Source organism: Pantoea eucrina, assembly GCF_001691555.1.
GTDB classification, from domain to species: domain Bacteria; phylum Pseudomonadota; class Gammaproteobacteria; order Enterobacterales; family Enterobacteriaceae; genus Pantoea; species Pantoea borealis.
This window is the reverse complement of sequence record NZ_MAYN01000008.1, coordinates 2,422,258-2,447,632: the sequence shown is the minus strand read 5'-3', so window position 1 is coordinate 2,447,632 and position 25,375 is coordinate 2,422,258. Positions and strand designations below refer to the sequence as shown.

Sequence of the window (25,375 nt, the reverse complement as noted above, 5' to 3'; positions counted from 1 at the left end):
ACTTCAGGACAAGACCTGCCATGAAACTCCACGCACGTGATGCCTTTCTCGATCTCTCCTTCCCCCACGTAATGGGTATTCTGAATGTGACCCCCGACTCCTTTTCTGATGGCGGTGCGCATAACTCTCTGGTAAACGCGCTGACGCACACCAATGAGATGGTGAACGCCGGCGCAACCATCATTGATGTCGGTGGTGAGTCGACCCGGCCCGGAGCGGAGGAGGTCAGCGTTGAAGAGGAACTGGAGCGGGTTATTCCGGTCGTGGAGGCCATTGCGCAGCGGTTTGAGGTCTGGATCTCCGTTGACACTTCCAAGCCTGAGGTAATCCGTGAAGCCGCGAAAGCGGGTGCTCACATCATCAATGATATTCGCTCGCTTTCGGCGCCAGGGGCGCTTGATGCGGCGGCAGAGACCGGTTTACCGGTTTGCCTGATGCATATGCAGGGTGAACCCCGTACCATGCAGCAGACCCCCACATATAAAAATGTCATCAGCGAAGTGGACGCTTACTTCGCTGCCCAAATTGCGCGTTGTGAAGCGGCAGGTATTAAAAAAGCGCAACTGTTACTCGACCCGGGCTTTGGTTTCGGTAAGAATCTCAGCCACAATTATGAGCTGCTGGCCCACCTGAGCCATTTTCACCATTACGGCTTACCGCTGCTGGTGGGAATGTCGCGTAAATCGATGATTGGCCAGCTGCTTAATGTCGGCCCGGCACAGCGACTTACCGGCAGCCTGAGCTGCGCAGTGATTGCTGCGATGCAGGGCGCGCAGATTATTCGCGTGCATGATGTGAAAGAGACGGTTGAAGCGATGCGCATCGTGGAAGCGACCCAGAGAGCAAAAGGATAACAGGCATGAGTGAGCGTAAATATTTTGGTACAGATGGCATCCGCGGCAAAGTAGGCGAAGCGCCGATTACGCCCGATTTTGTACTGAAGCTGGGTTTTGCAGCAGGCAAAGTGCTGGCGCGTTCAGGTTCCAGAAAGGTATTAATCGGTAAAGACACGCGTATTTCTGGCTATATGCTGGAGTCGGCGCTGGAAGCCGGGCTGGCAGCCGCCGGTCTCTCTGCAGCGTTTACCGGACCGATGCCAACCCCGGCAATCGCCTACCTGACCCGAACGTTCCGCGCAGAAGCAGGGATCGTTATTTCCGCCTCTCACAATCCGTTTGACGATAACGGCATCAAATTCTTCTCCGCTGAGGGCACCAAGCTGCCGGATGATGTGGAAGAAGCGATTGAGCGTGAGCTGGAAAAGCCCCTGACCTGCGTGGAGTCTGCCGAACTGGGGCGTGCCAGCCGCATTGTTGATGCCGCGGGTCGCTATATTGAGTTCTGCAAAGGCACGTTCCCCGGTGAACTGAGCCTCAACGGCCTGAAAATCGTGGTGGATTGCGCAAATGGTGCCACCTATCACATCGCTCCTAACGTGCTGCGTGAGCTGGGGGCACAGGTAATAGCAATTGGCGTGCAGCCCGATGGCATGAACATCAACAAGGCATGCGGAGCAACTGACCTGCGTCAGCTGCAGCAGCGGGTTGTGGAAGAGCAGGCCGATCTTGGCCTTGCCTATGACGGGGACGGCGATCGCATCATGATGGTGGATCATCTGGGTCAGAAAGTGGATGGTGACCAGATCCTCTACATCATTGCGCGCGAAGCACTGCGTCAGGGTCAGCTGCGCGGTGGCGTGGTCGGAACGCTGATGAGTAACATGGGTCTGGAGCTGGCGCTGAAGCAGCTGGGTATTCCGTTTACCCGCGCTAAAGTAGGCGATCGCTATGTACTGGAAAAGATGCAGGAAAAAGGCTGGCGCATGGGGGCTGAGAACTCCGGGCACGTCATTCTGCTGGATAAAATCAGTACCGGCGACGGCATTGTAGCAAGTTTGCAAGTGCTTACTGCGATAGTACGTAACCACATGAGCCTGCACGATCTGTGCAGCGGCATGAAAATGCTGCCGCAAATTCTGGTTAACGTGCGCTTTACCGGCAGCCACGATCCGCTGGAGAGTGAAAGCGTTAAAGCCGCAGCTGCCGAAGCGGAGCGCGCGCTGGCTGGACGCGGGCGGGTACTGCTGCGTAAATCAGGCACAGAGCCGCTAATCCGTGTGATGGTAGAAGGCGAAGATGAGGCGCAGGTCACCGCGCTGGCGCATAATATTGCCGCAGCGGTAAAAGCGGCTTAAAGCCGGCCAGGCGGCAGGTTTGTCGCCTTTTCGCCTGGTAAATCATCATGCTGGCGCTTTTTTCTGCAATTAAATTTTATGGCTAAAATTGCACTTGCAGAGCCAGGCGCCTTTGGTTAGTATTCACACCCGCTTCTGATGGGTAATGACGAGACTACCCGTCTGTATTGGTTGAAGCTTTAACTGTGCGGTTACGCGCAAGGAAACAGGTTGATTATGTACGAAGCTCTGTTAGTTGTTTTCCTTATTGTGGCGATTGGCCTGGTTGGTCTGATCATGCTGCAGCAAGGCAAAGGCGCTGATATGGGAGCCTCATTCGGTGCAGGCGCTTCCGGTACGCTGTTTGGTTCAAACGGGTCAGGTAACTTTATGACACGTATGACCGCGATACTGGCTTCGCTGTTCTTCATTATCAGTCTGATTCTGGGTAACCTGAACAGCAACAAGACTTCCAAAGGAAGCGAGTGGGAAAACCTCACTGCGCCAGCTCAGTCTGAACAGCAGACTCAGCCAGCTAAACCGGCAACCCCGGGCAATGATATCCCGCAGTAAGCAGTAAATCGTCAACGCTTAAGCGACCATACTATCGTCGCAGTCAGTGCAGTACCGAGGTGGTGAAATTGGTAGACACGCTACCTTGAGGTGGTAGTGCTCGAAAGGGCTTACGGGTTCAAGTCCCGTCCTCGGTACCAATTCTCAGTAAAACTTGCTATTTTCGCAAGATCGGCGTAATATTCGCCACGTTTTCGGACGCGGGGTGGAGCAGCCTGGTAGCTCGTCGGGCTCATAACCCGAAGGTCGTCGGTTCAAATCCGGCCCCCGCAACCACTTTCCCTTAGAGTTCTTTTTCAAATATACTGTATGCATCGACGGACGCACTATCAGTGAGTTTTTGAAAAAAATTCTTCTGGATTGTGCGCCGAAGCCGCACTGCGGCATACAGGGTCCAGTCATAAAAAGCCCCGATTTTTCGGGGTTTTTTGTTATCAGGAAATCGTAACACTGGGCTTTAGGCCCTTTTTTTATGTCTTGGGGGTGGGCTTGTCCACATTAGAGCAAAAATTGACAGAGTTGATCTCTGCTCCGGTAGAAGCGCTTGGCTACGAACTGGTCGGTATTGAATTCGTTCGTGGTCGCACATCAACCTTGCGCATCTATATTGATAGCGAAGAGGGTATCAATGTTGATGATTGCGCCGATGTTAGCCACCAGGTGAGCGCTGTAATGGATGTGGAAGATCCAATTACGGTGGCTTACAACCTTGAAGTTTCCTCGCCGGGTCTCGATCGTCCACTTTTCACCGCAGCACACTACGCGCGCTTTGCGGGTGAGGAAGTCAGCCTGGTCCTGCGGATGGCGGTACAGAATCGTCGCAAATGGCAGGGCATCATCAAGTCGGTGGAAGGCGAGATGATCACAGTGACCGTCGAGGGTAACGATGAAGTGTTCGCGCTGAGCAACATTCAGAAAGCGAACCTGGTCCCCCACTTTTAAAAGTCCGGATTGAGGCTAACCAGGATGAATAAAGAAATCTTAGCTGTAGTAGAAGCCGTTTCTAATGAAAAAGCTCTGCCGCGTGAGAAAATCTTCGAAGCGCTGGAAAGCGCTTTGGCCACTGCGACCAAAAAGAAGTATGAGCAGGAGATCGACGTGCGCGTCAGTATTGACCGTCGCAGCGGCGATTTCGATACGTTCCGTCGTTGGGTAATCGTTGACGAAGTTACTCAGCCTACGCGTGAAATTACGCTGGACGCGGCTCGCTTCGAAGATGAAGCGCTCAATCTGGGCGATTACGTTGAAGATCAGATTGAATCTGTCACCTTTGACCGTATCACCACACAGACTGCGAAGCAGGTTATCGTTCAGAAAGTACGTGAAGCTGAACGCGCGATGGTTGTGGATCAGTTCCGCGAGCAGGAAGGCGACATCATCACCGGTCAGGTGAAGAAAGTGAATCGCGACAACATCACGCTGGATCTGGGCAGCAATGCCGAAGCGGTAATCGTCCGCGAAGATATGCTGCCACGTGAGAACTTCCGTCCGGGCGACCGTATTCGCGGCGTGCTGTATGCTGTGCGTCCTGAAGCGCGCGGTGCTCAGCTGTTTGTTACCCGCTCCAAACCTGAGATGCTGATCGAACTGTTCCGCATTGAGGTACCGGAAATTGGCGAAGAAGTTATCGAGATTAAAGCAGCCGCCCGCGATCCGGGCTCACGCGCTAAAATCGCGGTAAAAACCAACGATAAGCGTATCGATCCGGTAGGTGCCTGCGTCGGTATGCGCGGCGCGCGCGTACAGGCTGTTTCCAGTGAGCTGGGCGGCGAGCGTATCGATATCGTGCTGTGGGATGATAACCCGGCACAGTTTGTAATTAACGCCATGGCGCCTGCCGATGTGGCGTCGATCGTGGTGGATGAAGATAATCACACCATGGATATCGCTGTTGAGGCCGGTAATCTGGCTCAGGCGATCGGCCGTAATGGCCAAAACGTGCGTCTGGCTTCCCAGCTGAGCGGCTGGGAGCTGAACGTGATGACCGTCGACGATCTGCAGGCGAAGCATCAGGCTGAAGCCCATGCAGCAATCGATATGTTCACGAAACATCTCGACATCGACGAAGAGTTCGCCACCATACTGGTGGAAGAGGGCTTCTCTTCGCTGGAAGAACTGGCCTATGTGCCAATGAACGAGCTGCTGGAAATTGACGGCCTCGACGAAGAGACCATTGAAGCCCTGCGTGAACGAGCCAAAAATGCGTTAACCACCCTGGCATTAGCGAAAGAAGAAAGCCTTGGTAATCAGGAGCCCGCTGAGGACTTGCTGAATCTTGAAGGCCTGGATCGTGCGCTGGCCTATCGCCTGGCGTCAAAAGGCGTTTGCACGCTGGAAGATCTCGCTGAGCAAGGTGTTGACGATCTGACAGATATTGAAGGGCTGGATGATGAGAAGGCCGGTGCGCTGATTATGGCTGCACGTAATATCTGCTGGTTCGGCGATGACGCGTAATAACAGGAAGGAACAGCATGACAGATGTAACCGTAAAATCGCTGGCCGCCGAAATTCAGACTCCGGTCGATCGCCTGGTACAGCAATTTGCTGATGCGGGGATCCCTAAGTCTGAAAACGACGCGGTGTCCCAGCAAGAGAAAGAGACATTACTGTCCCACCTGAACCGTGAGCACGGTCAAACCAGTTCAGGTAAACTGACGTTGCAGCGCAAAACGCGCAGCACCTTGAATATTCCGGGCACCGGGGGTAAAAGTAAATCGGTGCAAATTGAAGTTCGCAAAAAGCGCACATACGTGAAGGGTGATGCAGAAGCTGAGCAGCAGGCTCAGGCAGAAGCGGAAGCCGAGGCACAGCGCGTAGCGGAAGAGCAGGCGCGTCGCGAGGCGGAAGAACAAGCCCGTCGCGAGGCTGAATTAAAAGCGCAACGTGAAGCCGAAGATAAAGCCAGGCGCGAAGCCGCTGACAAGGCCAAGCGTGAAGCAGCGGAAAAAGATAAAGTGACAAACCAACCTACCGATGAAGTGACCAAGGCTACGCAGTCTGATAAAGCCCGTCGCGAAGCTGAAGCGGCTGAACTGAAGCGTAAAGCCGAAGAAGAAGCTCGCCGTAAGCTTGAAGAGAGTGCACGCCGCGTAGCAGAAGAAGCGCGCCGCCTGGCAGAAGAGAAAGGCGCTGAGTGGGACAAACCTGAGGAAGAAGATAAGGGTGACTACCACGTCACAACTTCAACTCATGCCCGTCAGGCAGAAGACGAAAACGATCGTCAGGTTGAAGCGGGCCGTGCACGTGCACGTACCACCGCTAAAGCCACGCGTCCTGCGAAAAAAGGCAACAAGCATTCAGAAGCCAAAACCGACCGTGAAGAAGCGCGTGCGCAGGTTCGCGGCGGTAAAGGCGGTAAGCATCGCAAACCTAGCGCGCTGCAGCAGGGCTTTAACAAGCCCGCTCAGGCCGTTAACCGCGACGTGATTATCGGCGAAACCATCACCGTAGCTGAACTGGCGAACAAGATGGCAGTGAAAGGTTCACTGGTCATCAAAGCGATGATGAAGATGGGCGCGATGGCGACTATCAACCAGGTTATCGACCAGGAAACTGCACAGCTGGTCGCGGAAGAGATGGGTCATAAAGTGATCCTGCGCCGCGAGAACGAGCTGGAAGAAGCGGTAATGGACGATCGTGATACCGATGCAGCACAGGAAAGCCGTGCGCCGGTTGTGACCATCATGGGTCACGTTGACCACGGTAAAACCTCCCTGCTGGATTACATCCGCTCAACGAAAGTCGCCTCTGGCGAAGCGGGTGGTATCACCCAGCACATTGGTGCCTATCACGTTGAAACTGAAAACGGCATGGTCACCTTCCTGGATACCCCGGGACACGCCGCGTTTACCGCTATGCGTGCTCGTGGTGCGCAGGCAACGGATATCGTTATCCTGGTCGTTGCAGCGGACGATGGCGTGATGCCACAGACCGTCGAAGCGATTCAACACGCAAAAGCGGCCGGCGTACCGGTTGTGGTTGCCGTGAACAAGTGTGATAAGCCAGAAGCCGATCCGGACCGTGTGAAGAATGAGCTGACTCAGTACGGAATCATTCCGGAAGAGTGGGGCGGCGAAAACATGTTCGTTAACGTTTCTGCGAAAGCAGGTACCGGTATCGACGATCTGCTGAACGCCATTCTGCTGCAGGCGGAAGTGCTGGAGCTGACCGCAATTCGTGAAGGTATGGCGAGCGGCGTAGTTATCGAATCCTTCCTCGACAAAGGTCGTGGTCCGGTTGCTACCGTGCTGGTACGCGAAGGTACGCTGAACAAGGGCGATATCGTTCTGTGCGGCTTCGAGTATGGCCGTGTACGTGCGATGCGTGATGAGCTGGGACGTGAAGTACAGGAAGCAGGCCCATCCATTCCGGTCGAAATCCTCGGTCTGTCTGGCGTGCCGGCAGCGGGTGATGAAGCGACCGTGGTGCGTGACGAGAAGAAAGCGCGTGAAGTCGCACTCTATCGTCAGGGCAAATTCCGCGAAGTGAAACTGGCGCGTCAGCAGAAGTCCAAGCTGGAAAATATGTTTGCGAACATGACTGAAGGCGAAGTTTCCGAGCTGAACATCGTACTGAAGTCTGACGTACAGGGTTCGGTAGAAGCGATCTCCGACTCGCTGCTGAAACTCTCCACCGACGAAGTGAAGGTGAAGATTATCGGTTCTGGCGTGGGCGGTATCACCGAAACCGACGCTACGCTGGCGGCTGCTTCCAACGCAATTATCCTCGGCTTTAACGTCCGTGCTGACGCATCTGCGCGTCGCGTGATTGATTCTGAAAACGTCGACCTGCGTTACTACTCTGTCATCTATAATCTGATTGACGAAGTGAAAGCTGCGATGAGCGGTATGCTGGCGCCGGAATTCAAACAGCAGATCATCGGTCTGGCCGAAGTACGTGATGTGTTTAAATCACCGAAATTTGGCGCGATCGCGGGCTGTATGGTTACCGAAGGCAACATCAAGCGTCACAACCCAATCCGTGTTCTGCGTGACAACGTGGTTATCTATGAAGGCGAGCTGGAATCCCTGCGTCGCTTCAAAGATGATGTCAACGAAGTGCGTAACGGCATGGAGTGTGGTATCGGTGTGAAGAACTACAACGACGTTCGCGTTGGCGATATGATCGAAGTGTTCGAAATCATTGAAATTAAACGCACCATCGCATAATTCTATTATCGATGTACTGCAATTTGGGAGGCCACTGGCCTCCCGAATTATTTGGGAGATATCATTATGGCGAAAGAATTTGGTCGCCCGCAGCGGGTTTCTCAGGAGCTGCAAAAAGAGATCGCGATTATTCTGCAGCGCGAAATCAAAGATCCGCGTCTGGGCATGATGGTGACGGTCTCTGGCGTTGAAGTGTCGCGCGATCTGGCCTATGCCAAAGTATTTGTGACCTTCCTGAACGATCAGGATGAGGAAGCGGTAAAAAATGGTCTGAAAGCGCTGAAAGAGGCGTCAGGCTATATCCGCATTCTGCTGGGCAAGGCGATGCGTCTGCGCATCGTGCCGGAGCTGACCTTCTTCTATGACAATTCACTGATTGAAGGGATGCGCATGTCGAATCTGGTCTCTAACGTGATCAGAAACGATGCAGAGCGGCGCGGTGAAACCCCGGCGGAAGATGACAAGGAGGACTGATGAGTCGTCCTCGTCGTCGCGGCCGCGACGTACACGGTGTATTCCTGCTCGATAAGCATCAGGGCGCGTCGTCTAACGATGTGCTGCAAAAAGTTAAGCGCCTGTTTAATGCCAACAAAGCGGGTCATACCGGTGCGCTGGACCCGCTTGCCACCGGCATGCTGCCGGTTTGCCTGGGCGAAGCCACTAAGTTTTCGCAATATCTGCTCGACTCTGATAAGCGCTATCGCGTTATCGCCCGGCTGGGCGAGCGTACGGATACCTCCGACGCAGATGGCAACATTGTGGAAACGCGTCCGGTGACCTTCAGCCAGCCTGAGCTGGATGCAGCGCTGGAGAGTTTTCGCGGTGATACGATGCAGGTGCCGACCATGTTTTCGGCCCTGAAATATCAGGGGCGTAAACTGTATGAGTATGCGCGCGAAGGCGTAACCGTACCGCGTGAAGCCCGGCCAATTACCGTATTTGAGCTGCAGTTTATTCGCTGGGAAGGTGATGAGCTGGAGCTGGAGATCCACGTCTCCAAAGGTACCTATATTCGTACCATTATCGACGATTTGGGCGAGAAGCTGGGCTGTGGTGCGCATGTCATTATGCTGCGTCGCCTGCAGGTCGCACGCTACCCGATTGCACGAATGATGACGCTGGAGCAGCTGCAGGCGGTGGCAGCAGACGCGACAGCGGCTGAAACGCCTGACTACAGTGCACTTGATGCGCTGCTGTTGCCTATGGACAGCCCGGCAGAAGACTTTCCGGTAGTCAATCTGCCTGTAGCCGTTGCTGCCTGCTTTAAGCAGGGTATGCCCGTTCAGGCTGCAAACGCGCCGGCAACAGGACTTGTGCGGGTAACGGAAGGCGAAACACAAAAATTTATCGGCATGGCTGAAATAGCCGCCGATGGACGGGTCGCGCCCCGCCGTCTGGTGGTGGAGTTTCCTGGCTGACCGCGCTGCTCAGCTTCGCTGCAACAGCGCATTTGCGTTGCCTGCGGGCGCAGAGTAGAATAGTTCGGCTTTAAAAGCGGGCTGCTGAATTAGAGATCGGCACCCATACATTCATTTTTTTACTGGAGTTTATTATGTCTCTAAGCGTAGAAGCTAAAGCAGAGATCGTTGCTAAATATGGTCGTGGCGCTAATGACAGCGGTTCAACTGAAGTTCAGGTTGCTCTGCTGACTGCTCAGATTAACCACCTGCAGGGTCACTTCTCTGAGCACAAGAAAGACCACCACAGCCGTCGCGGTCTGCTGCGCATGGTATCTCAGCGTCGTAAGCTGCTGGACTACCTGAAGCGTAAAGACGTTGCTCGCTACACCAGCCTGATCGAAAGCCTGGGTCTGCGTCGCTAAGTCTGAAGAATCTGATCAAGGATGTATTACATGCATTATGCAAAAAAACGCATCTGACGATCAGATTTGTGCGAGTTTCGCGAAAAGGGGGCCTTTAAGGCCCCTTTTTTCGAGCAATCCGCAGCAATCCAGACCAAAGTCATGTATTGTTGCTGAGTGTGATCTTTGTTTGCAGAGGTTCGCGCGGCTAATGAGAGGCTTTGCCGCAGGGGCGGTTGAGGGTTGTCATTAGTCGCGAGGATGCGACAAAGATCGGTTACTACTGGCGGGCCGCAATGGCTCTGCCCTGAATTTAAGGATGTTAATTTTGCTGAATCCGATCGTACGCAAATTCCAATATGGTCAGCATACTGTCACGCTGGAAACCGGCATGATGGCACGTCAGGCTACCGCAGCAGTGATGGTAAGCATGGACGACACCGCGGTATTTGTTACCGTGGTTGGCCAGAAGAAAGCGAAGCCAGGCCAGGACTTTTTCCCGCTGACCGTTAACTATCAGGAGCGTACCTACGCTGCTGGTCGTATCCCGGGCAGCTTCTTCCGCCGTGAAGGCCGTCCAAGCGAAGGCGAAACTCTGATTGCGCGTCTGATTGACCGCCCGGTGCGTCCGCTGTTCCCGGAAGGCTTCGTTAACGAAGTGCAGGTTATCGCGACTGTGGTTTCTGTTAACCCTCAGGTTAACCCGGACATCGTTGCAATGATTGGCGCTTCCGCTGCGCTGTCACTGTCAGGTATTCCGTTCAACGGCCCAATCGGTTCTGCTCGCGTTGGTTACATCAACGACCAGTATGTCCTGAACCCGACCGCAGATGAGATCAAACAGTCACGTCTGGACCTGGTGGTTGCCGGTACCCAGAATGCGGTACTGATGGTTGAATCTGAAGCCGATATTCTGACTGAAGAGCAGATGCTGGGCGCTGTGGTATTTGGCCACGACCAGCAGCAGGTTGTTATCGAAAACATCAACGCACTGGTTGCCGAAGCGGGCAAACCGCGCTGGGACTGGAAACCAGAAGCCACTAACGATGCGCTGATTGCACGCGTTGCGGCACTGGCTGAAGCGCGCATCGCTGATGCTTACCGCATCACCGACAAGCAGGAGCGTTACGCGCAGGTTGGCGTGATCAAAGATGAAACGGTTGCTGCGCTGCTGGCTGAAGATGCTGCGCTGGATGATGCAGAAATCGGCGATATCGTGCATAGCCTGGAAAAGAACGTGGTTCGTACCCGCATTCTGAGCGGTGAACCGCGTATCGATGGTCGCGAGAAAGATATGATCCGTGGTCTGGACGTCCGTACCGGCGTACTGCCGCGCACGCACGGCTCTGCACTGTTCACCCGTGGTGAAACGCAGGCGCTGGTTGCTGCCACACTGGGTACCGCACGTGATGCGCAGAACCTGGATGAGCTGATGGGCGAGCGTACCGACAGCTTCCTGTTCCACTACAACTTCCCTCCATACTCCGTGGGCGAAACCGGCATGGTTGGCTCACCGAAGCGTCGTGAAATTGGTCACGGTCGTCTGGCGAAGCGCGGCGTGCTGGCAGTGATGCCTAAGCAGGAAGAGTTCCCGTACACCGTACGTGTTGTATCAGAAATCACTGAGTCAAACGGTTCTTCTTCTATGGCTTCCGTGTGCGGTGCTTCCTTGGCCCTGATGGATGCAGGTGTCCCGATCAAAGCAGCCGTTGCCGGTATTGCTATGGGTCTGGTGAAAGAAGATGAGAAGTTTGTCGTGCTGTCTGACATCCTGGGCGATGAAGATCACCTCGGCGATATGGACTTCAAAGTAGCCGGTAGCCGTGATGGTATTACTGCGCTGCAGATGGACATCAAAATTGAAGGCATTACCCGCGAAATCATGCAGGTTGCGCTGAACCAGGCTAAAGGTGCGCGTCTGCATATCCTGAGCGTTATGGAACAGGCTATCAGCACGCCGCGTCAGGAAATCTCTGAATTCGCACCGCGTATTTACACCATCAAAATCAGCTCTGACAAGATCAAAGATGTGATTGGTAAAGGCGGCTCGGTGATCCGTGCGCTGACCGAAGAGACCGGCACTACCATCGAAATCGAAGATGACGGTACCGTAAAAATCGCTGCGACCGACGGTCAGAAAGCGAAAGAAGCGATTCGTCGTATCGAAGAGATCACCGCTGAAATCGAAGTAGGCCGCATCTACTCCGGTAAAGTGACCCGTATCGTTGATTTCGGTGCGTTTGTGGCTATCGGTGGCGGTAAAGAAGGTCTGGTTCATATTTCTCAGATCGCCGACAAGCGCGTAGAGAAAGTGACTGACTATCTGCAGATGGGTCAGGAAGTACCGGTTAAAGTGATGGAAGTTGATCGTCAGGGCCGTGTACGTCTGAGCATCAAAGAAGCCACTGAGCAGAAGCCGGCAGACGCCGCTGCTGCTGTGGACGCTTCTGACGCCGAATAAGCGTGTCCTGATTAGCCCCTTCCTGCCTGGCGGGAAGGGGTGTTTGTATACCCTGGTAGCGTCAGATTTCGGCGGCTGTGCCGATAAGTTGACACCGCCGGGGTATCATCGCGAGGGCGGGAACCCTTGTGCATAGCAGGCGGATGACAGGATGGTTATCCCAATGTTTGTATCGGGAGTGGGAAATGAAGCCTTTTTTGCGCTGGTGTATTGTTGCGACAGCTATTTCGCTGGCAGGATGCAGCAACTCCAATTGGCGTAAGAACGAAGTTCTGGCAGTACCTTTGCAGCCCACACTGCAGCAAGAGGTCATTCTGGCGCGAATGGAACAAATTCTTGCCAGTCGGGCCCTGACCGACGATGAACGCGCACAGCTGTTATATGAGCGCGGAGTGTTGTATGATAGTTTGGGTCTGAGGGCACTGGCGCGGAACGATTTCTCGCAAGCGCTGTCTATAAGACCAGATATGCCAGAAGTGTTTAACTATCTTGGTATATACTTAACGCAGGCTGGCAACTTTGATGCCGCCTACGAAGCGTTTGATTCTGTACTTGAGCTTGATCCAACTTACAATTATGCGCATTTGAACCGCGGTATCGCTCTCTACTACGGTGGTCGATACAGGTTAGCGCAAGATGATCTGCTGGCGTTTTATCAAGACGATCCTAACGATCCGTTCCGCAGCCTCTGGCTCTATCTCACTGAACGCGAGATGGATAAAGACCAGGCTAAAGTAGCGCTGAAACAGCGTTATGACAAAGCGGCTAAGGACCAATGGGGATGGAATATTGTCGAGTTCTACCTGGGCGACATCAGTGAAAAAACATTGATGGAACGTCTCAAGGCGGACGCAACGGATAACACCTCGCTCGCTGAACATCTCAGTGAAACCAACTTCTATTTAGGTAAGTACTACCTAAGTCTGGGGGAGAAGGACGACGCGAAAGCGTTGTTCAAACTGGCGGTGTCTAACAACGTTAACAACTTTGTTGAACACCGATACGCATTGTTGGAACTGGCGCAACTCGGCCAGACACAAGACGATTTATCAGAATCTGACCAGCAATAGCTGACGAACTTTTATTGCCTGTTGTACCTGTAAAGTCATCACCTTAAGAGGTGAGGGCTTTTCTGTTCGTCAAAACTTCTAATTTGAGCCGGTTCACACTTTTTGATGAAAATGACTGAAAATTTTCACGACGAGTTATGTAGACTGGCCGCCGCAATCTAAGAGGCACGTGTACTACATGACTGATATTCAAACCACTTTTGCTGATCTGGGCCTGAACGCCGACATCCTCGAATCTCTGAACGGTATGGGCTACGTTAAGCCTTCCCCAATCCAGGCTGAGTGTATTCCTCACCTGCTGGCGGGCCGCGATGTTCTGGGTATGGCGCAGACCGGTAGTGGTAAAACCGCGGCGTTCTCACTGCCGCTGTTAAACAACGTTGATCCTTCTGTCCGCGCACCACAGATCCTGGTGCTGGCACCGACCCGCGAACTGGCGGTGCAGGTGGCTGAAGCAATGACAGAATTCTCTAAACACATGCGTAACGTCAACGTCGTGGCCCTGTATGGCGGCCAGCGTTATGACGTACAGCTGCGCGCCCTGCGTCAGGGACCACAGATTGTTGTGGGTACCCCGGGTCGCCTGCTGGACCACCTGAAACGTGGCACTCTGGACCTCTCTAACCTGCGTGGTCTGGTACTGGACGAAGCTGATGAAATGCTGCGTATGGGCTTCATCGAAGACGTTGAAACCATCATGGCGCAGATCCCGGAAGGTCATCAGACCGCACTGTTCTCTGCAACTATGCCAGAAGCGATTCGTCGTATTACCAAACGCTTCATGAAAGATCCGCAGGAAGTGCGTATCCAGTCAAGCGTAACCACGCGCCCGGATATTTCACAGTCTTACTGGACCGCTTACGGCCGTAAAACTGAAGCGCTGGTGCGTTTCCTGGAAGCAGAAGATTTTGATGCAGCGATCATTTTCGTGCGGACTAAAAACGCAACGCTGGAAGTGGCTGAAGCCTTAGAGCGCAGTGGCTACAACAGCGCCGCGCTGAACGGCGACATGAACCAGGCACTGCGTGAGCAGACGCTGGAGCGCCTGAAAGATGGCCGTCTCGATATCCTGATTGCTACCGACGTTGCGGCCCGTGGCCTGGACGTAGAGCGTATCAGCCTGGTCGTAAACTACGATATCCCGATGGATGCGGAATCATATGTTCACCGTATTGGCCGTACCGGTCGTGCGGGTCGTGCTGGCCGTGCGCTGCTGTTCGTTGAGAACCGCGAGCGTCGTCTGCTGCGCAACATTGAACGCACCATGAAGCTGACTATTCCGGAAGTAGAACTGCCAAACGCAGAGCTGCTGGGTGAACGTCGTCTGGCTAAGTTCGCCGCTAAAGTTCAGCAGCAGCTGGAAAGCAGCGATCTGGATCAGTATCGTGCACTGCTGAGCAAAATGCAGCCGGAAGAAGAGCTGGATATCGAAACGCTGGCAGCAGCCCTGCTGAAAATGGCTCAGGGTGAACGTCCGCTGATCGTACCGGCTGACGCGCCGCGTCCGCAGCGTCGTGAGTTCCGCGATCGTGATGACCGCGCTGATCGTCCGCGTCGTGACCGTGACAGCCGTGGTGAGAGCCGTGATGGCGATCGTCCGCGTCGTGAGCGTCGTGACGTTGGCGAAATGCAGCTTTACCGCATTGAAGTGGGCCGCGATGACGGCGTTGAAGTTCGCCACATTGTGGGTGCTATCGCTAACGAAGGTGATATCAGCAGCCGCTACATTGGTAACATCAAGCTGTTTGGCACGCACTCTACCATCGAGCTGCCAAAAGGCATGCCGGGTGAGGTTCTGCAGCACTTTACCCGCACGCGTATTCTGAACAAGCCGATGAATATGCAGCTGCTGGGTGATGCGCAGCCGCACGAACGTACTGAGCGCCGCAGTGGCGGTCGTGACTTCGGTGGCGAGCGTCGCAGCAGCGCACCGCGTGGCGACAGTGCACCACGTGGTGAAGGCGCACCGCGTCGCTTCTCAGAGCGTCGTGAAGGTGGCCGCGAAGGCGGACGCTTTAGCCGTGAAGCGGGCCGTGGCCCACGTCGCGACGAAGGCACCTCACGTCGTCGTGATGCATAATCGCTAAACGTTAAGCAGTAAAAAGGGACGCCATATGGCGTCCCTTTTTTTATCTTTTTGGCTCAGCCGTTACAGCGTGCTGGCGGCTTCCATTGCCAGTGCAAAGGAGCGCAGCCGCGCGCTGGAATCAAAGATCTGACCGTTAACCATGATCTCATCCGCCTGCGTTTCACGCTGCAGCGCAGCCAGACCGTGACGCACCTTTTCGCTGTCGCCCACTATCGACATGCTCAGCGCCTGCTGCACCCCATACTGCTCTGACGGTGACCAGAGGTTGTCCATATTTTCCACCGGCGCAGGCAGCGGGCCCGGTTTACCGCGGCGCAGGTTGATAAACTGCTGCTGCATAGAGGTAAACAGGAAGCGCGCGTCGCGTTCGCTATCCGCCGCGACTATATTCACACACACCATAGCGTATGGCTTTGCCAGCCGCGCTGAAGGCTGGAATTTTTCCCGATACAGGTGCAGCGCCTGCAGCAGAAGATCCGGAGCAAAATGCGAGGCAAAGGCAAACGGCAGCCCGAGCTTCGCCGCCAGCTGGGCGCTATAGAGGCTTGAACCGAGCAGCCATACCGGAATTTTCAGGCCGAGTCCCGGCACAGGCTGTACCGGATGATGTTCGCCCTCTTCAGCGTCAAACCAGCGCAGCAGTTCAGCGACATCTTCCGGGAAGCTGTCAGCCTGAGCGCTGGAGAGATGACGGCGCAGCGCCATCATCGTGCGCTGATCGGAACCCGGTGCACGGCCCAGCCCGAGATCGATACGGCCAGGGTAGAGCGACTCCAGGGTACCAAACTGTTCGGCGATCACCAGCGGCGCATGATTGGGCAGCATAATCCCGCCGGAGCCAAGCCGCAGAGTTTCGGTGTTTGCTGCGAGATAACCAATCAGTACCGAAGTTGCTGCGCTGGCAATGCCGGTCATGTTGTGATGCTCAGCGAGCCAGTAGCGGTGGAAACCCAGCGCTTCCGCCTGGCGCGCCAGCGCCAGTGAGTTGTGAAAGGCGTCGCGCGCAGACGCGCCTTGCGGAATAGGAGCCAGATCCAGCACGGACAGGCGAACAGGTTTTTTCTCAGACATGAGTACTCCAGCAAATGATGGCGCAGGCGTTGAGCAGCCTGCTGCCATAAGTATTACGCAACATTACCCATATTAAAACTGCTATTACGGGCAGGGATATAGCCGGATTGTGCCTTTATTAACCATTTCCCGCGGGGTCTCCCGCTTTTCCTGACGCGCAGTGACCACCTTGTTGATCTCAGCACAGAACCCCGTGCGACTGACGTGGCATAATTGATCACATTTTACAGAATGCGCTGCGCTACACTGTTCGCGTCTGTACACTGCCTGTTGGCGGAAAAAGTCTTCTGATTACGCGTTTATTGCGGGCGTAACCGGAAACCGGACGGAAAAAAGTCTTTTGCAACAACTCTTAAACGCGCAATTTCGTCATGTTTTCGTCAAAGGTGAGTTAGACTTTCTGCAAGGGCGCGGCCTGGGCGATCGGATTGCTGCGAGTCAGTTTTGCCGCATCGCTACGCTGCAGGCGGCGTCTGACCGTTTCACGCGATGCCGAAGCAGATGCCGGGTTTCGCGGCGAAGCCAATGACTTGCTGCTGGTAGCTGCTCTGGCTAAAGCAGAAAGGAAACAGGAGGCGCAGGCTTATGCGTCACGCACGGGGATGCCATGTTAATTCGTACTGAGATTGGCGTTGATGCTGCCGGCATCGATAGCCTGCTAAAACGCAGTTTTGCGACGACAGCTGAGGCTGAACGGGTACAGCAGCTGCGCGAAGATGGATTGCTCACGCTGGGCGTGGTGGCGACCGACGATGAAGGTCAGGTGCTGGGCTACGCTGCTTTCAGTCCGGTGACGCTGCAGGGTGAAGATCGTAACTGGGTGGCGCTGGCCCCGCTGGCTGTTGACAGCTCGTTGCGCGGGCAGGGTCTTGCAAAGCAGCTGGTTTATGAGGGGCTCGATTCCCTGAACGAATTCAGCTACAGCGCGGTCGTGGTGCTGGGCGATCCCGCTTTTTACCAGCCGCTGGGTTTCGAGCCGGCGGCGCGCCATGGGCTGCACTGCCGCTGGCCCGACAGCGAAAGCGCATTTCAGGTTTATAAGCTGGCTGACGATGCGTTCAGCGGCGCGGAAGGGTTAGTCGTATTTGCTGCGCCGTTCAACCACGCTGAGTAAACCAGGTCGTCAGACACGCCGGCTGCTGCGCGATCAGCAGCAGTTTATGGGTACGGGCGAGTTGCTTGACCTGATACTCCAGGCGTGAGGCCGCAGCGCGGTCACCGGCGGGGCAGTGAAACATCAGCGTCAGTGGTCCCTTGCCGCGCAGCGAGCGGGCGCCGCGTCCCTGCTGATGCTGCTGCAGCCGGCGCGCCACATCGGTAGTAATCCCGGTATAGATCATCCCGGCAGCGGTTTGCAGCATATAAAGCTGCCAGTTCTGTTCCATTTCTCAGACCTCAAAACAAAGCACCGGCAGTGTAACGCGCCGCCGCGTTCACGGCTATGTGCAGGGAGCGACCTTTGTCCGATCTGTCTCATTTACTGCGTTATCTGAAGAAACAGCATGTGCTTTCGATCTGTGCCAGCGCACCGGAAGAGCTGTGGTGCGCTAATTGCTACTATCTGTTTGATGAAGCACAGATGGCATTCTGGCTGATGAGCGACACCGCCACGCGGCATGGTGCAATGATGCTGCATAACCCGCAGGTCGCAGGCACCATCAATGGCCAGCCAAAAAGTGTTCAGCTGCTTAAAGGTGTGCAATATCGTGGACGGGTGCAACTCAGCGAGGACGCGCAGGCATTAAGCGCCTATCAGCGCCGTTTTCCGGTAGCTAAAAAAAGGATTGCTCCGCTCTGGCAGCTCACGATAGATGAGCTGAAGATGACGGATAACACGCTGGGTTTTGGGAAGAAAATCAGCTGGCAGCGTACCGCATAATGACAGGGGCGCATGAATGCGCCCCCTACAGATCGTGCAATCGTAAGGGCGGCATTCATGCCGCCCTGGCTCAGGTATATCGCAGAAACCAGGGGCGCATGAATGCGCCCCCTACAGATCGTGCAATCGTAAGGGCGGCATTCATGCCGCCCTGGCTCAGGTATATCGCAGAAACCAGGGGCGCATGAATGCGCCCCCTACAGGTCGTGCAATCGTAAGGGCGGCATTCATGCCGCCCTGGCTCAGGTAAATCGCAGAAACCAGGGGCGCATGAATGCGCCCCCTACAGATCGTGCAATCGTAAGGGCAGCATTCATGCCGCCCTGGGTCAGGTATATCGCAGAAACCAGGGGCGCATGAATGCGCCCCCTAAGTATCGTGCAATTGTAAGGGCGGCATTCATGCCGCCCTGGCTCAGGTATATCGCAGAAACCAGGGGCGCATGAATGCGCCCCCTACAGATCGTGCAATTGTAAGGGCGGCATTCATGCCGCCCTGGCCACAACGATCGTCCGGGGTATTACGAGGCGTTCAGGATGCGCAGCGATTCACGGTTAAATGCCGGCAGATCTTCCGGGGTGCGGCTGGTGACCAGCTTGTCATCATCCACGACCACTTCTTTGTCGTAAAAATCGGCACCGGCGTTACGCAGATCGATCGCAATCGCTTTCACACAGGTCATCTTGCGGCCGCGCACGCCGTTGGCGCTGATCAGCAGCTGCGGCCCGTGGCAAATGGCGAAAATCGGTTTGCCGCTGGCAACAAACTCTTTGGTGAACTGCACAAAACGATCGTCACCGCGCAGTGCGTCAGGGGAATGACCGCCCGGCAGCAGCAGTGCATCAAACTCCGCTGCACTGACGTGATCGATATCTTTATCGATCTTCACTTCCGCTTTGCCCTGTTTACCTTTAACCGTTTTTCCTGCCTGCATCTCAATGGTGACCACGTCATGGCCCGCCTGGGTGTAAGCATCCGCTGGTGAGGTAAATTCAGAATCCTCAAAATCATCGGTGATTAGAACCGCTATTTTCTTGCCCATCTTCTCTTCTCCATGTGGTTCGCGAACGCAGGGTTCGTTGCATGAGTGACCTGACAAGTCTGGACGCTAATGACTGAAACGCAAGCCGGACGGCGTAATGTCTTCTGCAGGCGGCGTCAGCGGCAGCAGACGCAACCACCAGATTGTCTGGTTCCGGCTGCCCCGCCACTGCAGCTTTGCATCCTTTTCAGCCTCAACAAACCGGCCATCAACCAGTACATCAATAGCGTCGAGTATTACCCGCTGGGCGGCAGAAAGTTCAGCCAGCTCATAGCCGGTCCAGAGCCAGATATCTTTACCGGGACAGTCGCGGCGTACGCGGCGCACCAGCCGGCGAATATGCGGCACATTGTGCGGATGCAGCGGATCGCCCCCGCTGAGCGACAGGCCCTGACGCGGCACGCGCGTATCGTTGAGATCGGCAATCAGCTGTTCTTCCATCTGCAGCGTAAACGGTGTGCCCGTGTCGGTACGCCAGGTGCGCGGGTTATAACAGCCCCGGCACTGATGCTTGCAGCCCGCGACAAACAGCGTGCAGCGCGTACCCGGCCCGTTCACCACGTCGATGTCATAATAGCCATGAATACGCATCATTTTGGCAGCCCGCCGCTCATGTGCTTCACGCGTCGCTGCACCTCCTGCTGTTTACCGGCATTGAAGGGGCGGGCATCCGGGCTGCCAAGATAGCCGCAGACGCGGCGCGTGACGGAAACCCGGGCGGGATCGCGATTGCCGCAGGCGGGACAGGTAAAGCCTTTGCTGGTGCAGCTGAACTCACCGCTGAAGCCGCAGGCGTAGCATTCATCAATCGGCGTATTGGTGCCGTAGTAGGGCACCCGGTGGTAGCTGTAATCCCAGACATCTTCCAGCGCTTTCAGGTTATGCTGCAGGCTGGGATATTCGCCGTAACAGATAAAGCCGCCGCTGCTGATCGCCGGATAGGGCGCTTCAAAATCGATTTTGTCGTACGGATTTACCTTCTTCTCTACATCAAGGTGGAAACTGTTGGTGTAGTAGCCTTTATCGGTCACGCCCGGAACCACACCAAATTCCGCTGCATCGAGGCGACAGAAGCGATCGCACAGGTTCTCACTCGGCGTACTGTAGAGGCTAAAGCCGTAGCCGCTCTCCGCTTTCCACGCGCTGGCCGCCGCGTGCAGGCGGGAAACAATGGCCAGCCCTTTTGCCCGCAGTTCGGGTGAATCGTAAGGGTGTTGCCTGTTTCCGCTCAGCGCATTCAGCGTCTCATGCAGGCCAATAAAGCCAAGCGAAACCGACGCCCGCCCGTTGCGGAACAGGGCACCAATCTCTTCATCCGCCTGCAGCCGTATGCCGCAGGCACCTTCCATATAGAGAATGGGCGCTACGCGCGCTTTGGTCCGTTCAAGACGCGCGATACGCGTCATCAGCGCCTGCTTCGTCAGCGCCAGCCGCTGGTCAAGCAGCTGCCAGAAGCGATCGTCATCTCCCTGCGCCTCCAGCGCAATGCGTGGCAGGTTGATCGTCACCACGCCAAGGTTGCAGCGCCCGTCATGTACCGGCTCTCCCTGCTCCTCGTAGCAGTCAAGGAAGCTGCGGCAGCCCATTGGCGTTTTAAATGAGCCGGTCACCGCCACAACCTGGTCATAATTGAGGATGTCGGGGTACATACGTTTAGCAGCGCAGCGCAGCGCCAGCTGTTTGATATCGTAATTCATGTCGCCTGGTCGCCGGTTTATGCCGTCGCGGATGGCAAATACCAGCTTGGGAAATACCGCCGTTTTATGATTTTTACCCAGTCCGGCGATCCGGTTATGCAGAATCGCCCGCTGGATCATGCGCGCGGCTTCACAGGTGCCAAGCCCGAAGCCAAACGTCACAAAGGGGGTCTGTCCATTGGCGGTGTGCAGCGTATTGACTTCATATTCCAGCGACTGAAACGCGTCAAAGCACTCTTTTTCAGTGCGTTCACGGGCATACGCTTCAGCGCTTTCGATCTGCCACGCCGCGGCAATCCGGCGATGCTTCGCCATGCTTAATTCCACAAACGGCGCCAGCACTTCATCAATACGGTTTAGGGTTGTGCCGCCATAAATATGACTGGCGACCTGCGCGATGATCTGCGCGGTGACAGCGGTCGCGGTGGCAATCGATTTGGGCGGCTCAATCTCCGCATTGCCCATTTTAAAGCCCTGCGTCAGCATGCCGCGCAGGTCGACCAGCATACAATTGAACATCGGAAAGAAAGGGGCGTAATCGAGATCGTGATAGTGGATCTCGCCACGCTCATGCGCCTCTGTGACCGCACGCGGCAGCAGATGCTGCTGCGCATAATGTTTTGCCACGATGCCCGCCAGCAGGTCGCGCTGTGTCGGGATCACATTACTGTCTTTATTGGCGTTCTCATGCAGCAGCGCCGTGTCGGTCTGCTCCACTAACCCCCTGATCGCATGATGCAGCCTGCTGCGCTGCTCGCGCGCCCGATCGCGGTCGTGACGATACTCAATCCACGCGCGCGCCACCGCCGGCTTGCCGGCATGCATCAGCGCGTCTTCCGCCGCCTGCTGGATCTCATGAATATCAACTTCTGCATGGGTGGCCAGCCGCTGACCGATCTCTTCAGCCAGTGCCCGGCACCAGGCGGGATCGTACTGCGCCACGGCCTCTGCCGCCGCCGCGATGGCCTGTTCAATCCGCTGTGTGTCAAACGCTACTTTGCAGCCGTCGCGCTTTATTACTGTTACCGGCATACACGCTCCCTGGACTATATATAGATATTCCAGGTAGTGTAATGGCTATATGTTGTGTCTGAGCGGGGATTAATCGCGTATGGCTTGATATGCCGCAAGGAAGTGGCGAGTCCCTCTCCCGACAGGCAGAGGGACAGGGGATCAGCGACGTACGGCGATCGCTTCAATCTCAATTTTGACATCTTTAGGCAGGCGGGCGACTTCCACGCAGGAGCGCGCCGGGAAGCTGGCCTGATGTTCAGTAAAGAACGCCTCGTAAGTGGCGTTAACCGTGGCAAAATCGTTGAGATCTTTGACAAAGACCGTGGTTTTGACAATGTCGCCGACCTGCAGGCCTGCGGCTTCAACAATCGCTTTTACGTTCTCCAGCGACTGGCGCGCCTGTGCCGCCACGTCCTCCGCGACCGCACCGGTTGCCGGATCAACCGGGATCTGTCCGGAGGTGATAATCATGCTGCCGAGATCCACGCCCTGCACATAGGGACCGATAGCGGCGGGTGCCTGTTCCGTACTGATTTCGCGAGACATCGTTTCTCCTCAGAAGTGCGCGACCGGCGGGACGCCTGCCGCGTAAGCCAGGATTCCCATTATAGGGAGCAGTCAGATGATTACCAGTGACCCAGTACCACATGGCGGGCAAACGACTTCTCGCAATATTTGCACTGCAGGTGGATATCGTCATCACGCTGTTTTACGGCAAAGCTGGAGAAAACCGGCTCGCTGCGGCTGATGCAGTTGCTGTTCGGGCAGGTCAGCACCTGCTCAATGCGCGCCGGCAGCGCTGGCGTAATCTTGGCGACCACTTCATATTCATCGATGCGGTTCACCGTGGCGTGCGGCGCATAGAACGCCAGCTGGTTGATCTGATCTTCTGTGAGAAAGGTGTTCTCAATTTTGATCAGATCCTTACGTCCCATCTCGCCGGAAGGCAGGTTAAGGCCGATGGTAATGCGCTGATCGGTTTCTGTCAGGCGGAACAGCGACAGCAGCGTAAACCCCGTCTGTGCCGGAATATGGTCGATGACCGTGCCGCGTTTAATGGCCTCTACCTGCAGTTTATTATCCTGAGTCATGATCGATTGCTCCTTATTCTGCCAGTTCGCTATTCAGTACCAGCGCCAGAAGGGCCTGGCGGGCAAAAATGCCGTTACCCGCCTGCTGGAAATACCAGGCGTGGGGCGTGCTGTCGACATCGGTGGCGATCTCATCCACACGCGGCAGCGGGTGCAGCACTTTCAAATTGGCGCGCGCGCCATGCAGATCGGCGGCGCGCAGAATGAACTGCGCCTTTACGTTGGCATACTCTGACGGATCGAGACGCTCTTTCTGAACCCGCGTCATATAAAGAATATCCAGCTCAGGCAGCACCTCTTCAATGCTGTCGTGCCGCGTCCAGACAATGTTCTGTTCATCCAGCATATCGGTGATATAAGCGGGCATGGCGAGCGCAGACGGGGCGATGAAATAGAAACGGTTGCCGGTGAACTTCGCCAGTGCCTGCGTGAGCGAGTGCACGGTGCGACCATATTTCAGATCGCCGACCATCGCGACGCTGAGGTTATCAAGCCGCCCCTGCGTTTCACGGATGGTAAAGAGATCGAGCAGGGTTTGCGTCGGATGCTGATTCGCACCATCGCCGGCGTTGAGGATCGGTACGCCGCCGGAAAATTCCGTGGCCAGACGCGCCGCACCCTCCTGCGGATGGCGCATCACGATAGCGTCAACGTAGGTGCCGATGACGGAAATGGTGTCGGCCAGCGTTTCGCCTTTCTTGCCCAGCGAGGTGTTACCGCCGTCGGCGAACCCGACCACCGATGCCCCCAGGCGATGCATCGCCGTCTCAAACGAGAGGCGGGTCCGGGTAGAGGCTTCGAAAAAACAGCTGGCAATCACATTATGCTTCAGCAGCTCAGGCTGCGGCTGCGCCTTAAGCCGGGCAGCGGTGTGCAGCACCAGCTCCAGTTCATCGCGATTGAGGTCGTTGATGGAAATGATGTGTTTGCGATATAGCGGGTTAGCCATAGCTTTCTCCTCAGTGCTGCCGGATAGCGGACAAAAAAAAGCCCCTTTACAGGGGCTTTATAACGATCGGTGAATAGCGGAAAGAAACAGCGGTGCCGCCTGCGTTCAGGCGGACGGGAGCAGCAAAATGTGGCTGGCGCTGTGGCATGTTTCCTCCGGCAAATTGTGGCGCATTATACGCATTCACAGGCGGGCAGCAAGCGCTAAGTAAACGTTTGCCTGGCGTTAATCAGCGCTGGGTCAGCGTGGCCACCATCACCGCTTTAATGGTATGCATGCGGTTTTCCGCCTGGTCGAACACGACGCTGTGCGCCGACTCAAATACTTCGTCGCTGACTTCCATTCCTTCTTCCAGCCCGTACTGTGCGGCCAGCTGCTGGCCCAGGGTGGTTTTATCATCATGAAAAGCGGGCAGACAGTGCAGAAACTTCACCTGCGGATTACCGGTCAGCGCCAGCATCGCGCGGTTAACCTGATAGGGGCGCAGCAGAGCAATACGCTCTTCCCATACCGATTTCGCCTCGCCCATTGAGACCCAGACGTCAGTATAGATAAAGTCTGCACCCTGTACGCCTTCGGCAATATTCTCCGTCAGCGTAATTTTTCCGCCGGTCTGCGCCGCCGCTGCCCGGCAGGTCTCTACCAGCTCCGTCTCCGGCCAGCATGCTTCAGGGGCGACCAGACGCAAATCCAGCCCCGTCAGCGCGGCGGCCTCCAGCATGCTGTTGCCCATGTTGTTGCGTGCGTCGCCCACATACACCAGCGTCATGTCGCTCAGCGCTTTACCCGGCAGCTGCTCCTGCATCGTGAGCAGATCGGCCAGCAGCTGCGTAGGGTGAAACTCATCGGTCAGGCCGTTCCAGACTGGTACGCCGGCATGTTCAGCCAGTGTTTCCACCAGGGTCTGACCATAGCCGCGATACTGAATGCCATCGTAGAAGCGTCCCAGCACCCGGGCGGTATCTTTCATGGACTCTTTATGACCAATCTGACTGCCGCCTGGCCCGAGGTATGTCACATTCGCACCCTGATCGTAAGCGGCAACTTCGAAAGAGCATCGGGTACGGGTCGAGTCTTTTTCGAAGATGAGCGCGATATTTTTGCCGGTAAGGTAGCGGGGTTCACTGCCGCTTTTTTTAGCCTGTTTCAATTCAGCGGCCAGCGACAGCAGGCTGGCGATCTCTGCCGGGGTAAAATCCAGTAACCGAAGGAAATGTTTCAAATATAACTGGCTCATGCTTTGCTCCGTAAGCCGTTCGATAATGAATTAAAATTCAATCTAACCGTATGAATATTC

24 protein-coding genes, 2 tRNA genes and 1 pseudogene are annotated in these 25,375 nt (G+C 55.5%); 18 read left to right on the top strand and 9 right to left on the bottom strand.

The annotated features are described in order from the left end of the window. The first annotated feature begins 20 nt into the window (after positions 1–20). The 15 genes from folP to BBA90_RS17565 all read left to right on the top strand — a co-directional run bounded on the left by folP (position 21) and on the right by BBA90_RS17565 (position 15,326). Positions 21–854 (top strand): dihydropteroate synthase, encoded by an 834-nt coding sequence (folP, locus tag BBA90_RS17630; protein WP_065650273.1) that lies wholly within the window; start codon positions 21–23, stop codon positions 852–854. A 5-nt stretch (positions 855–859) separates the two neighbouring features. Further along, the gene (glmM, locus tag BBA90_RS17625) at positions 860–2,194 is read left to right on the top strand and encodes a phosphoglucosamine mutase (RefSeq protein WP_065650272.1); all 1,335 of its coding nucleotides are present in this window, start codon (positions 860–862) and stop codon (positions 2,192–2,194) included. Positions 2,195–2,410: 216 nt separating this feature from the next. Next, positions 2,411–2,746, top strand: coding sequence for a preprotein translocase subunit SecG (gene secG, locus BBA90_RS17620; protein ID WP_039382274.1), 336 nt, complete (start codon positions 2,411–2,413; stop codon positions 2,744–2,746). A gap of 53 nt (positions 2,747–2,799) precedes the next feature. Beyond that, positions 2,800–2,886, top strand: a tRNA-Leu gene (locus BBA90_RS17615). 59 nt (positions 2,887–2,945) lie between these two features. Then, a tRNA-Met gene (locus BBA90_RS17610) sits at positions 2,946–3,022 on the top strand. Between the two features lie 213 nt (positions 3,023–3,235). Then, entirely contained in the window at positions 3,236–3,688 is a 453-nt protein-coding gene (rimP, locus tag BBA90_RS17605; RefSeq protein ID WP_065650271.1) for a ribosome maturation factor RimP, read from the top strand. Between the two features lie 24 nt (positions 3,689–3,712). Continuing rightward, complete coding sequence (gene nusA, locus BBA90_RS17600; protein WP_065650270.1) at positions 3,713–5,200, top strand: transcription termination factor NusA; 1,488 nt, start codon at positions 3,713–3,715, stop codon at positions 5,198–5,200. Positions 5,201–5,217: 17 nt separating this feature from the next. After that, positions 5,218–7,914 (top strand): translation initiation factor IF-2, encoded by a 2,697-nt coding sequence (gene infB / locus BBA90_RS17595; protein WP_065650269.1) that lies wholly within the window; start codon positions 5,218–5,220, stop codon positions 7,912–7,914. Positions 7,915–7,980: 66 nt separating this feature from the next. Continuing rightward, positions 7,981–8,388, top strand: coding sequence for a 30S ribosome-binding factor RbfA (gene rbfA, locus BBA90_RS17590; protein ID WP_039382283.1), 408 nt, complete (start codon positions 7,981–7,983; stop codon positions 8,386–8,388). Beyond that, positions 8,388–9,332: a tRNA pseudouridine(55) synthase TruB gene (truB, locus tag BBA90_RS17585; protein WP_065650268.1), complete on the top strand. Its 945-nt coding sequence runs from the start codon at positions 8,388–8,390 to the stop codon at positions 9,330–9,332. The genes rbfA and truB overlap by 1 nt, the downstream gene beginning before the upstream one ends. A 134-nt stretch (positions 9,333–9,466) precedes the next feature. After that, complete coding sequence (gene rpsO, locus BBA90_RS17580) at positions 9,467–9,736, top strand: 30S ribosomal protein S15 (RefSeq protein ID WP_010615981.1); 270 nt, start codon at positions 9,467–9,469, stop codon at positions 9,734–9,736. A gap of 307 nt (positions 9,737–10,043) precedes the next feature. Next, complete coding sequence (gene pnp, locus BBA90_RS17575) at positions 10,044–12,176, top strand: polyribonucleotide nucleotidyltransferase (RefSeq protein WP_065650267.1); 2,133 nt, start codon at positions 10,044–10,046, stop codon at positions 12,174–12,176. A 185-nt stretch (positions 12,177–12,361) separates the two neighbouring features. Next, complete coding sequence (nlpI, locus tag BBA90_RS17570; RefSeq protein WP_065650266.1) at positions 12,362–13,246, top strand: lipoprotein NlpI; 885 nt, start codon at positions 12,362–12,364, stop codon at positions 13,244–13,246. Between the two features lie 105 nt (positions 13,247–13,351). After that, positions 13,352–13,408, top strand: a complete 57-nt coding sequence (gene yrbN / locus BBA90_RS19705; protein ID WP_100229640.1) for a protein YrbN — start codon at positions 13,352–13,354, stop codon at positions 13,406–13,408. A gap of 16 nt (positions 13,409–13,424) precedes the next feature. Then, positions 13,425–15,326, top strand: a complete 1,902-nt coding sequence (locus tag BBA90_RS17565; protein WP_065650265.1) for a DEAD/DEAH family ATP-dependent RNA helicase — start codon at positions 13,425–13,427, stop codon at positions 15,324–15,326. Between the two features lie 69 nt (positions 15,327–15,395). Here BBA90_RS17565 and BBA90_RS17560 read toward each other — a convergent pair whose 3' ends face one another. Next, positions 15,396–16,406: a luciferase-like monooxygenase gene (locus tag BBA90_RS17560; protein ID WP_065650264.1), complete on the bottom strand. Its 1,011-nt coding sequence runs from the start codon at positions 16,404–16,406 to the stop codon at positions 15,396–15,398. A gap of 328 nt (positions 16,407–16,734) precedes the next feature. Between BBA90_RS17560 and BBA90_RS19700 the strand changes: the two are divergent. Together BBA90_RS19700 and BBA90_RS17555 are read left to right on the top strand one after the other, a co-directional pair. Next, a pseudogene (locus tag BBA90_RS19700) lies at positions 16,735–16,954 on the top strand (ubiquinone anaerobic biosynthesis accessory factor UbiT); the annotation flags it as partial. 59 nt (positions 16,955–17,013) lie between these two features. Continuing rightward, positions 17,014–17,520: a GNAT family N-acetyltransferase gene (locus BBA90_RS17555; protein ID WP_065650263.1), complete on the top strand. Its 507-nt coding sequence runs from the start codon at positions 17,014–17,016 to the stop codon at positions 17,518–17,520. Here BBA90_RS17555 and BBA90_RS17550 read toward each other — a convergent pair. Continuing rightward, the gene (locus tag BBA90_RS17550; protein ID WP_065650262.1) at positions 17,504–17,791 is read right to left on the bottom strand and encodes a GIY-YIG nuclease family protein; all 288 of its coding nucleotides are present in this window, start codon (positions 17,789–17,791) and stop codon (positions 17,504–17,506) included. The two genes, BBA90_RS17555 and BBA90_RS17550, sit on opposite strands and share 17 nt — an antisense overlap. A 74-nt stretch (positions 17,792–17,865) precedes the next feature. Between BBA90_RS17550 and BBA90_RS17545 the strand changes: the two genes are divergently transcribed. Continuing rightward, the gene (locus BBA90_RS17545; RefSeq protein WP_065650261.1) at positions 17,866–18,285 is read left to right on the top strand and encodes a YhbP family protein; all 420 of its coding nucleotides are present in this window, start codon (positions 17,866–17,868) and stop codon (positions 18,283–18,285) included. A gap of 520 nt (positions 18,286–18,805) precedes the next feature. Here the strand turns inward: BBA90_RS17545 and BBA90_RS17540 are convergent. From BBA90_RS17540 to argF, 7 genes are all read right to left on the bottom strand, one after another. Then, positions 18,806–19,327: a type 1 glutamine amidotransferase domain-containing protein gene (locus tag BBA90_RS17540; protein WP_065650260.1), complete on the bottom strand. Its 522-nt coding sequence runs from the start codon at positions 19,325–19,327 to the stop codon at positions 18,806–18,808. Between the two features lie 66 nt (positions 19,328–19,393). Further along, positions 19,394–19,921, bottom strand: coding sequence for an anaerobic ribonucleoside-triphosphate reductase-activating protein (gene nrdG, locus BBA90_RS17535; protein ID WP_084798771.1), 528 nt, complete (start codon positions 19,919–19,921; stop codon positions 19,394–19,396). After that, on the bottom strand, positions 19,918–22,056 hold the full coding sequence (nrdD, locus tag BBA90_RS17530) for an anaerobic ribonucleoside-triphosphate reductase (RefSeq protein WP_065650259.1): 2,139 nt from the start codon (positions 22,054–22,056) through the stop codon (positions 19,918–19,920). The genes nrdG and nrdD overlap by 4 nt, the downstream gene beginning before the upstream one ends. Positions 22,057–22,197: 141 nt before the next feature. Continuing rightward, entirely contained in the window at positions 22,198–22,584 is a 387-nt protein-coding gene (gene ridA / locus BBA90_RS17525; RefSeq protein WP_065650258.1) for a 2-iminobutanoate/2-iminopropanoate deaminase, read from the bottom strand. A gap of 80 nt (positions 22,585–22,664) precedes the next feature. Beyond that, positions 22,665–23,129: an aspartate carbamoyltransferase regulatory subunit gene (gene pyrI / locus BBA90_RS17520; protein WP_065650257.1), complete on the bottom strand. Its 465-nt coding sequence runs from the start codon at positions 23,127–23,129 to the stop codon at positions 22,665–22,667. A 13-nt stretch (positions 23,130–23,142) separates the two neighbouring features. Beyond that, a complete protein-coding gene (pyrB, locus tag BBA90_RS17515; protein ID WP_065650256.1) occupies positions 23,143–24,078 on the bottom strand; it encodes an aspartate carbamoyltransferase in 936 nt (311 codons plus the stop codon). 229 nt (positions 24,079–24,307) lie between these two features. Then, the gene (gene argF / locus BBA90_RS17510; protein ID WP_065650255.1) at positions 24,308–25,315 is read right to left on the bottom strand and encodes an ornithine carbamoyltransferase; all 1,008 of its coding nucleotides are present in this window, start codon (positions 25,313–25,315) and stop codon (positions 24,308–24,310) included. Between the last annotated feature and the right edge of the window lie 60 nt (positions 25,316–25,375).

Coding starts and splice junctions, on each gene's coding strand:
- folP (WP_065650273.1), top strand. CDS start 21: ATGAAACTCCACGCACGTGATGCCTTTCTCGATCTCTCCTTCCCCCAC.
- glmM (WP_065650272.1), top strand. CDS start 860: ATGAGTGAGCGTAAATATTTTGGTACAGATGGCATCCGCGGCAAAGTA.
- secG (WP_039382274.1), top strand. CDS start 2,411: ATGTACGAAGCTCTGTTAGTTGTTTTCCTTATTGTGGCGATTGGCCTG.
- nusA (WP_065650270.1), top strand. CDS start 3,713: ATGAATAAAGAAATCTTAGCTGTAGTAGAAGCCGTTTCTAATGAAAAA.
- infB (WP_065650269.1), top strand. CDS start 5,218: ATGACAGATGTAACCGTAAAATCGCTGGCCGCCGAAATTCAGACTCCG.
- rbfA (WP_039382283.1), top strand. CDS start 7,981: ATGGCGAAAGAATTTGGTCGCCCGCAGCGGGTTTCTCAGGAGCTGCAA.
- truB (WP_065650268.1), top strand. CDS start 8,388: ATGAGTCGTCCTCGTCGTCGCGGCCGCGACGTACACGGTGTATTCCTG.
- rpsO (WP_010615981.1), top strand. CDS start 9,467: ATGTCTCTAAGCGTAGAAGCTAAAGCAGAGATCGTTGCTAAATATGGT.
- nlpI (WP_065650266.1), top strand. CDS start 12,362: ATGAAGCCTTTTTTGCGCTGGTGTATTGTTGCGACAGCTATTTCGCTG.
- BBA90_RS17565 (WP_065650265.1), top strand. CDS start 13,425: ATGACTGATATTCAAACCACTTTTGCTGATCTGGGCCTGAACGCCGAC.
- BBA90_RS17560 (WP_065650264.1), bottom strand. CDS start 16,406: ATGTCTGAGAAAAAACCTGTTCGCCTGTCCGTGCTGGATCTGGCTCCT.
- BBA90_RS17555 (WP_065650263.1), top strand. CDS start 17,014: ATGTTAATTCGTACTGAGATTGGCGTTGATGCTGCCGGCATCGATAGC.
- BBA90_RS17550 (WP_065650262.1), bottom strand. CDS start 17,791: ATGGAACAGAACTGGCAGCTTTATATGCTGCAAACCGCTGCCGGGATG.
- BBA90_RS17540 (WP_065650260.1), bottom strand. CDS start 19,327: ATGGGCAAGAAAATAGCGGTTCTAATCACCGATGATTTTGAGGATTCT.
- nrdG (WP_084798771.1), bottom strand. CDS start 19,921: ATGATGCGTATTCATGGCTATTATGACATCGACGTGGTGAACGGGCCG.
- nrdD (WP_065650259.1), bottom strand. CDS start 22,056: ATGCCGGTAACAGTAATAAAGCGCGACGGCTGCAAAGTAGCGTTTGAC.
- ridA (WP_065650258.1), bottom strand. CDS start 22,584: ATGTCTCGCGAAATCAGTACGGAACAGGCACCCGCCGCTATCGGTCCC.
- pyrI (WP_065650257.1), bottom strand. CDS start 23,129: ATGACTCAGGATAATAAACTGCAGGTAGAGGCCATTAAACGCGGCACG.
- pyrB (WP_065650256.1), bottom strand. CDS start 24,078: ATGGCTAACCCGCTATATCGCAAACACATCATTTCCATCAACGACCTC.
- argF (WP_065650255.1), bottom strand. CDS start 25,315: ATGAGCCAGTTATATTTGAAACATTTCCTTCGGTTACTGGATTTTACC.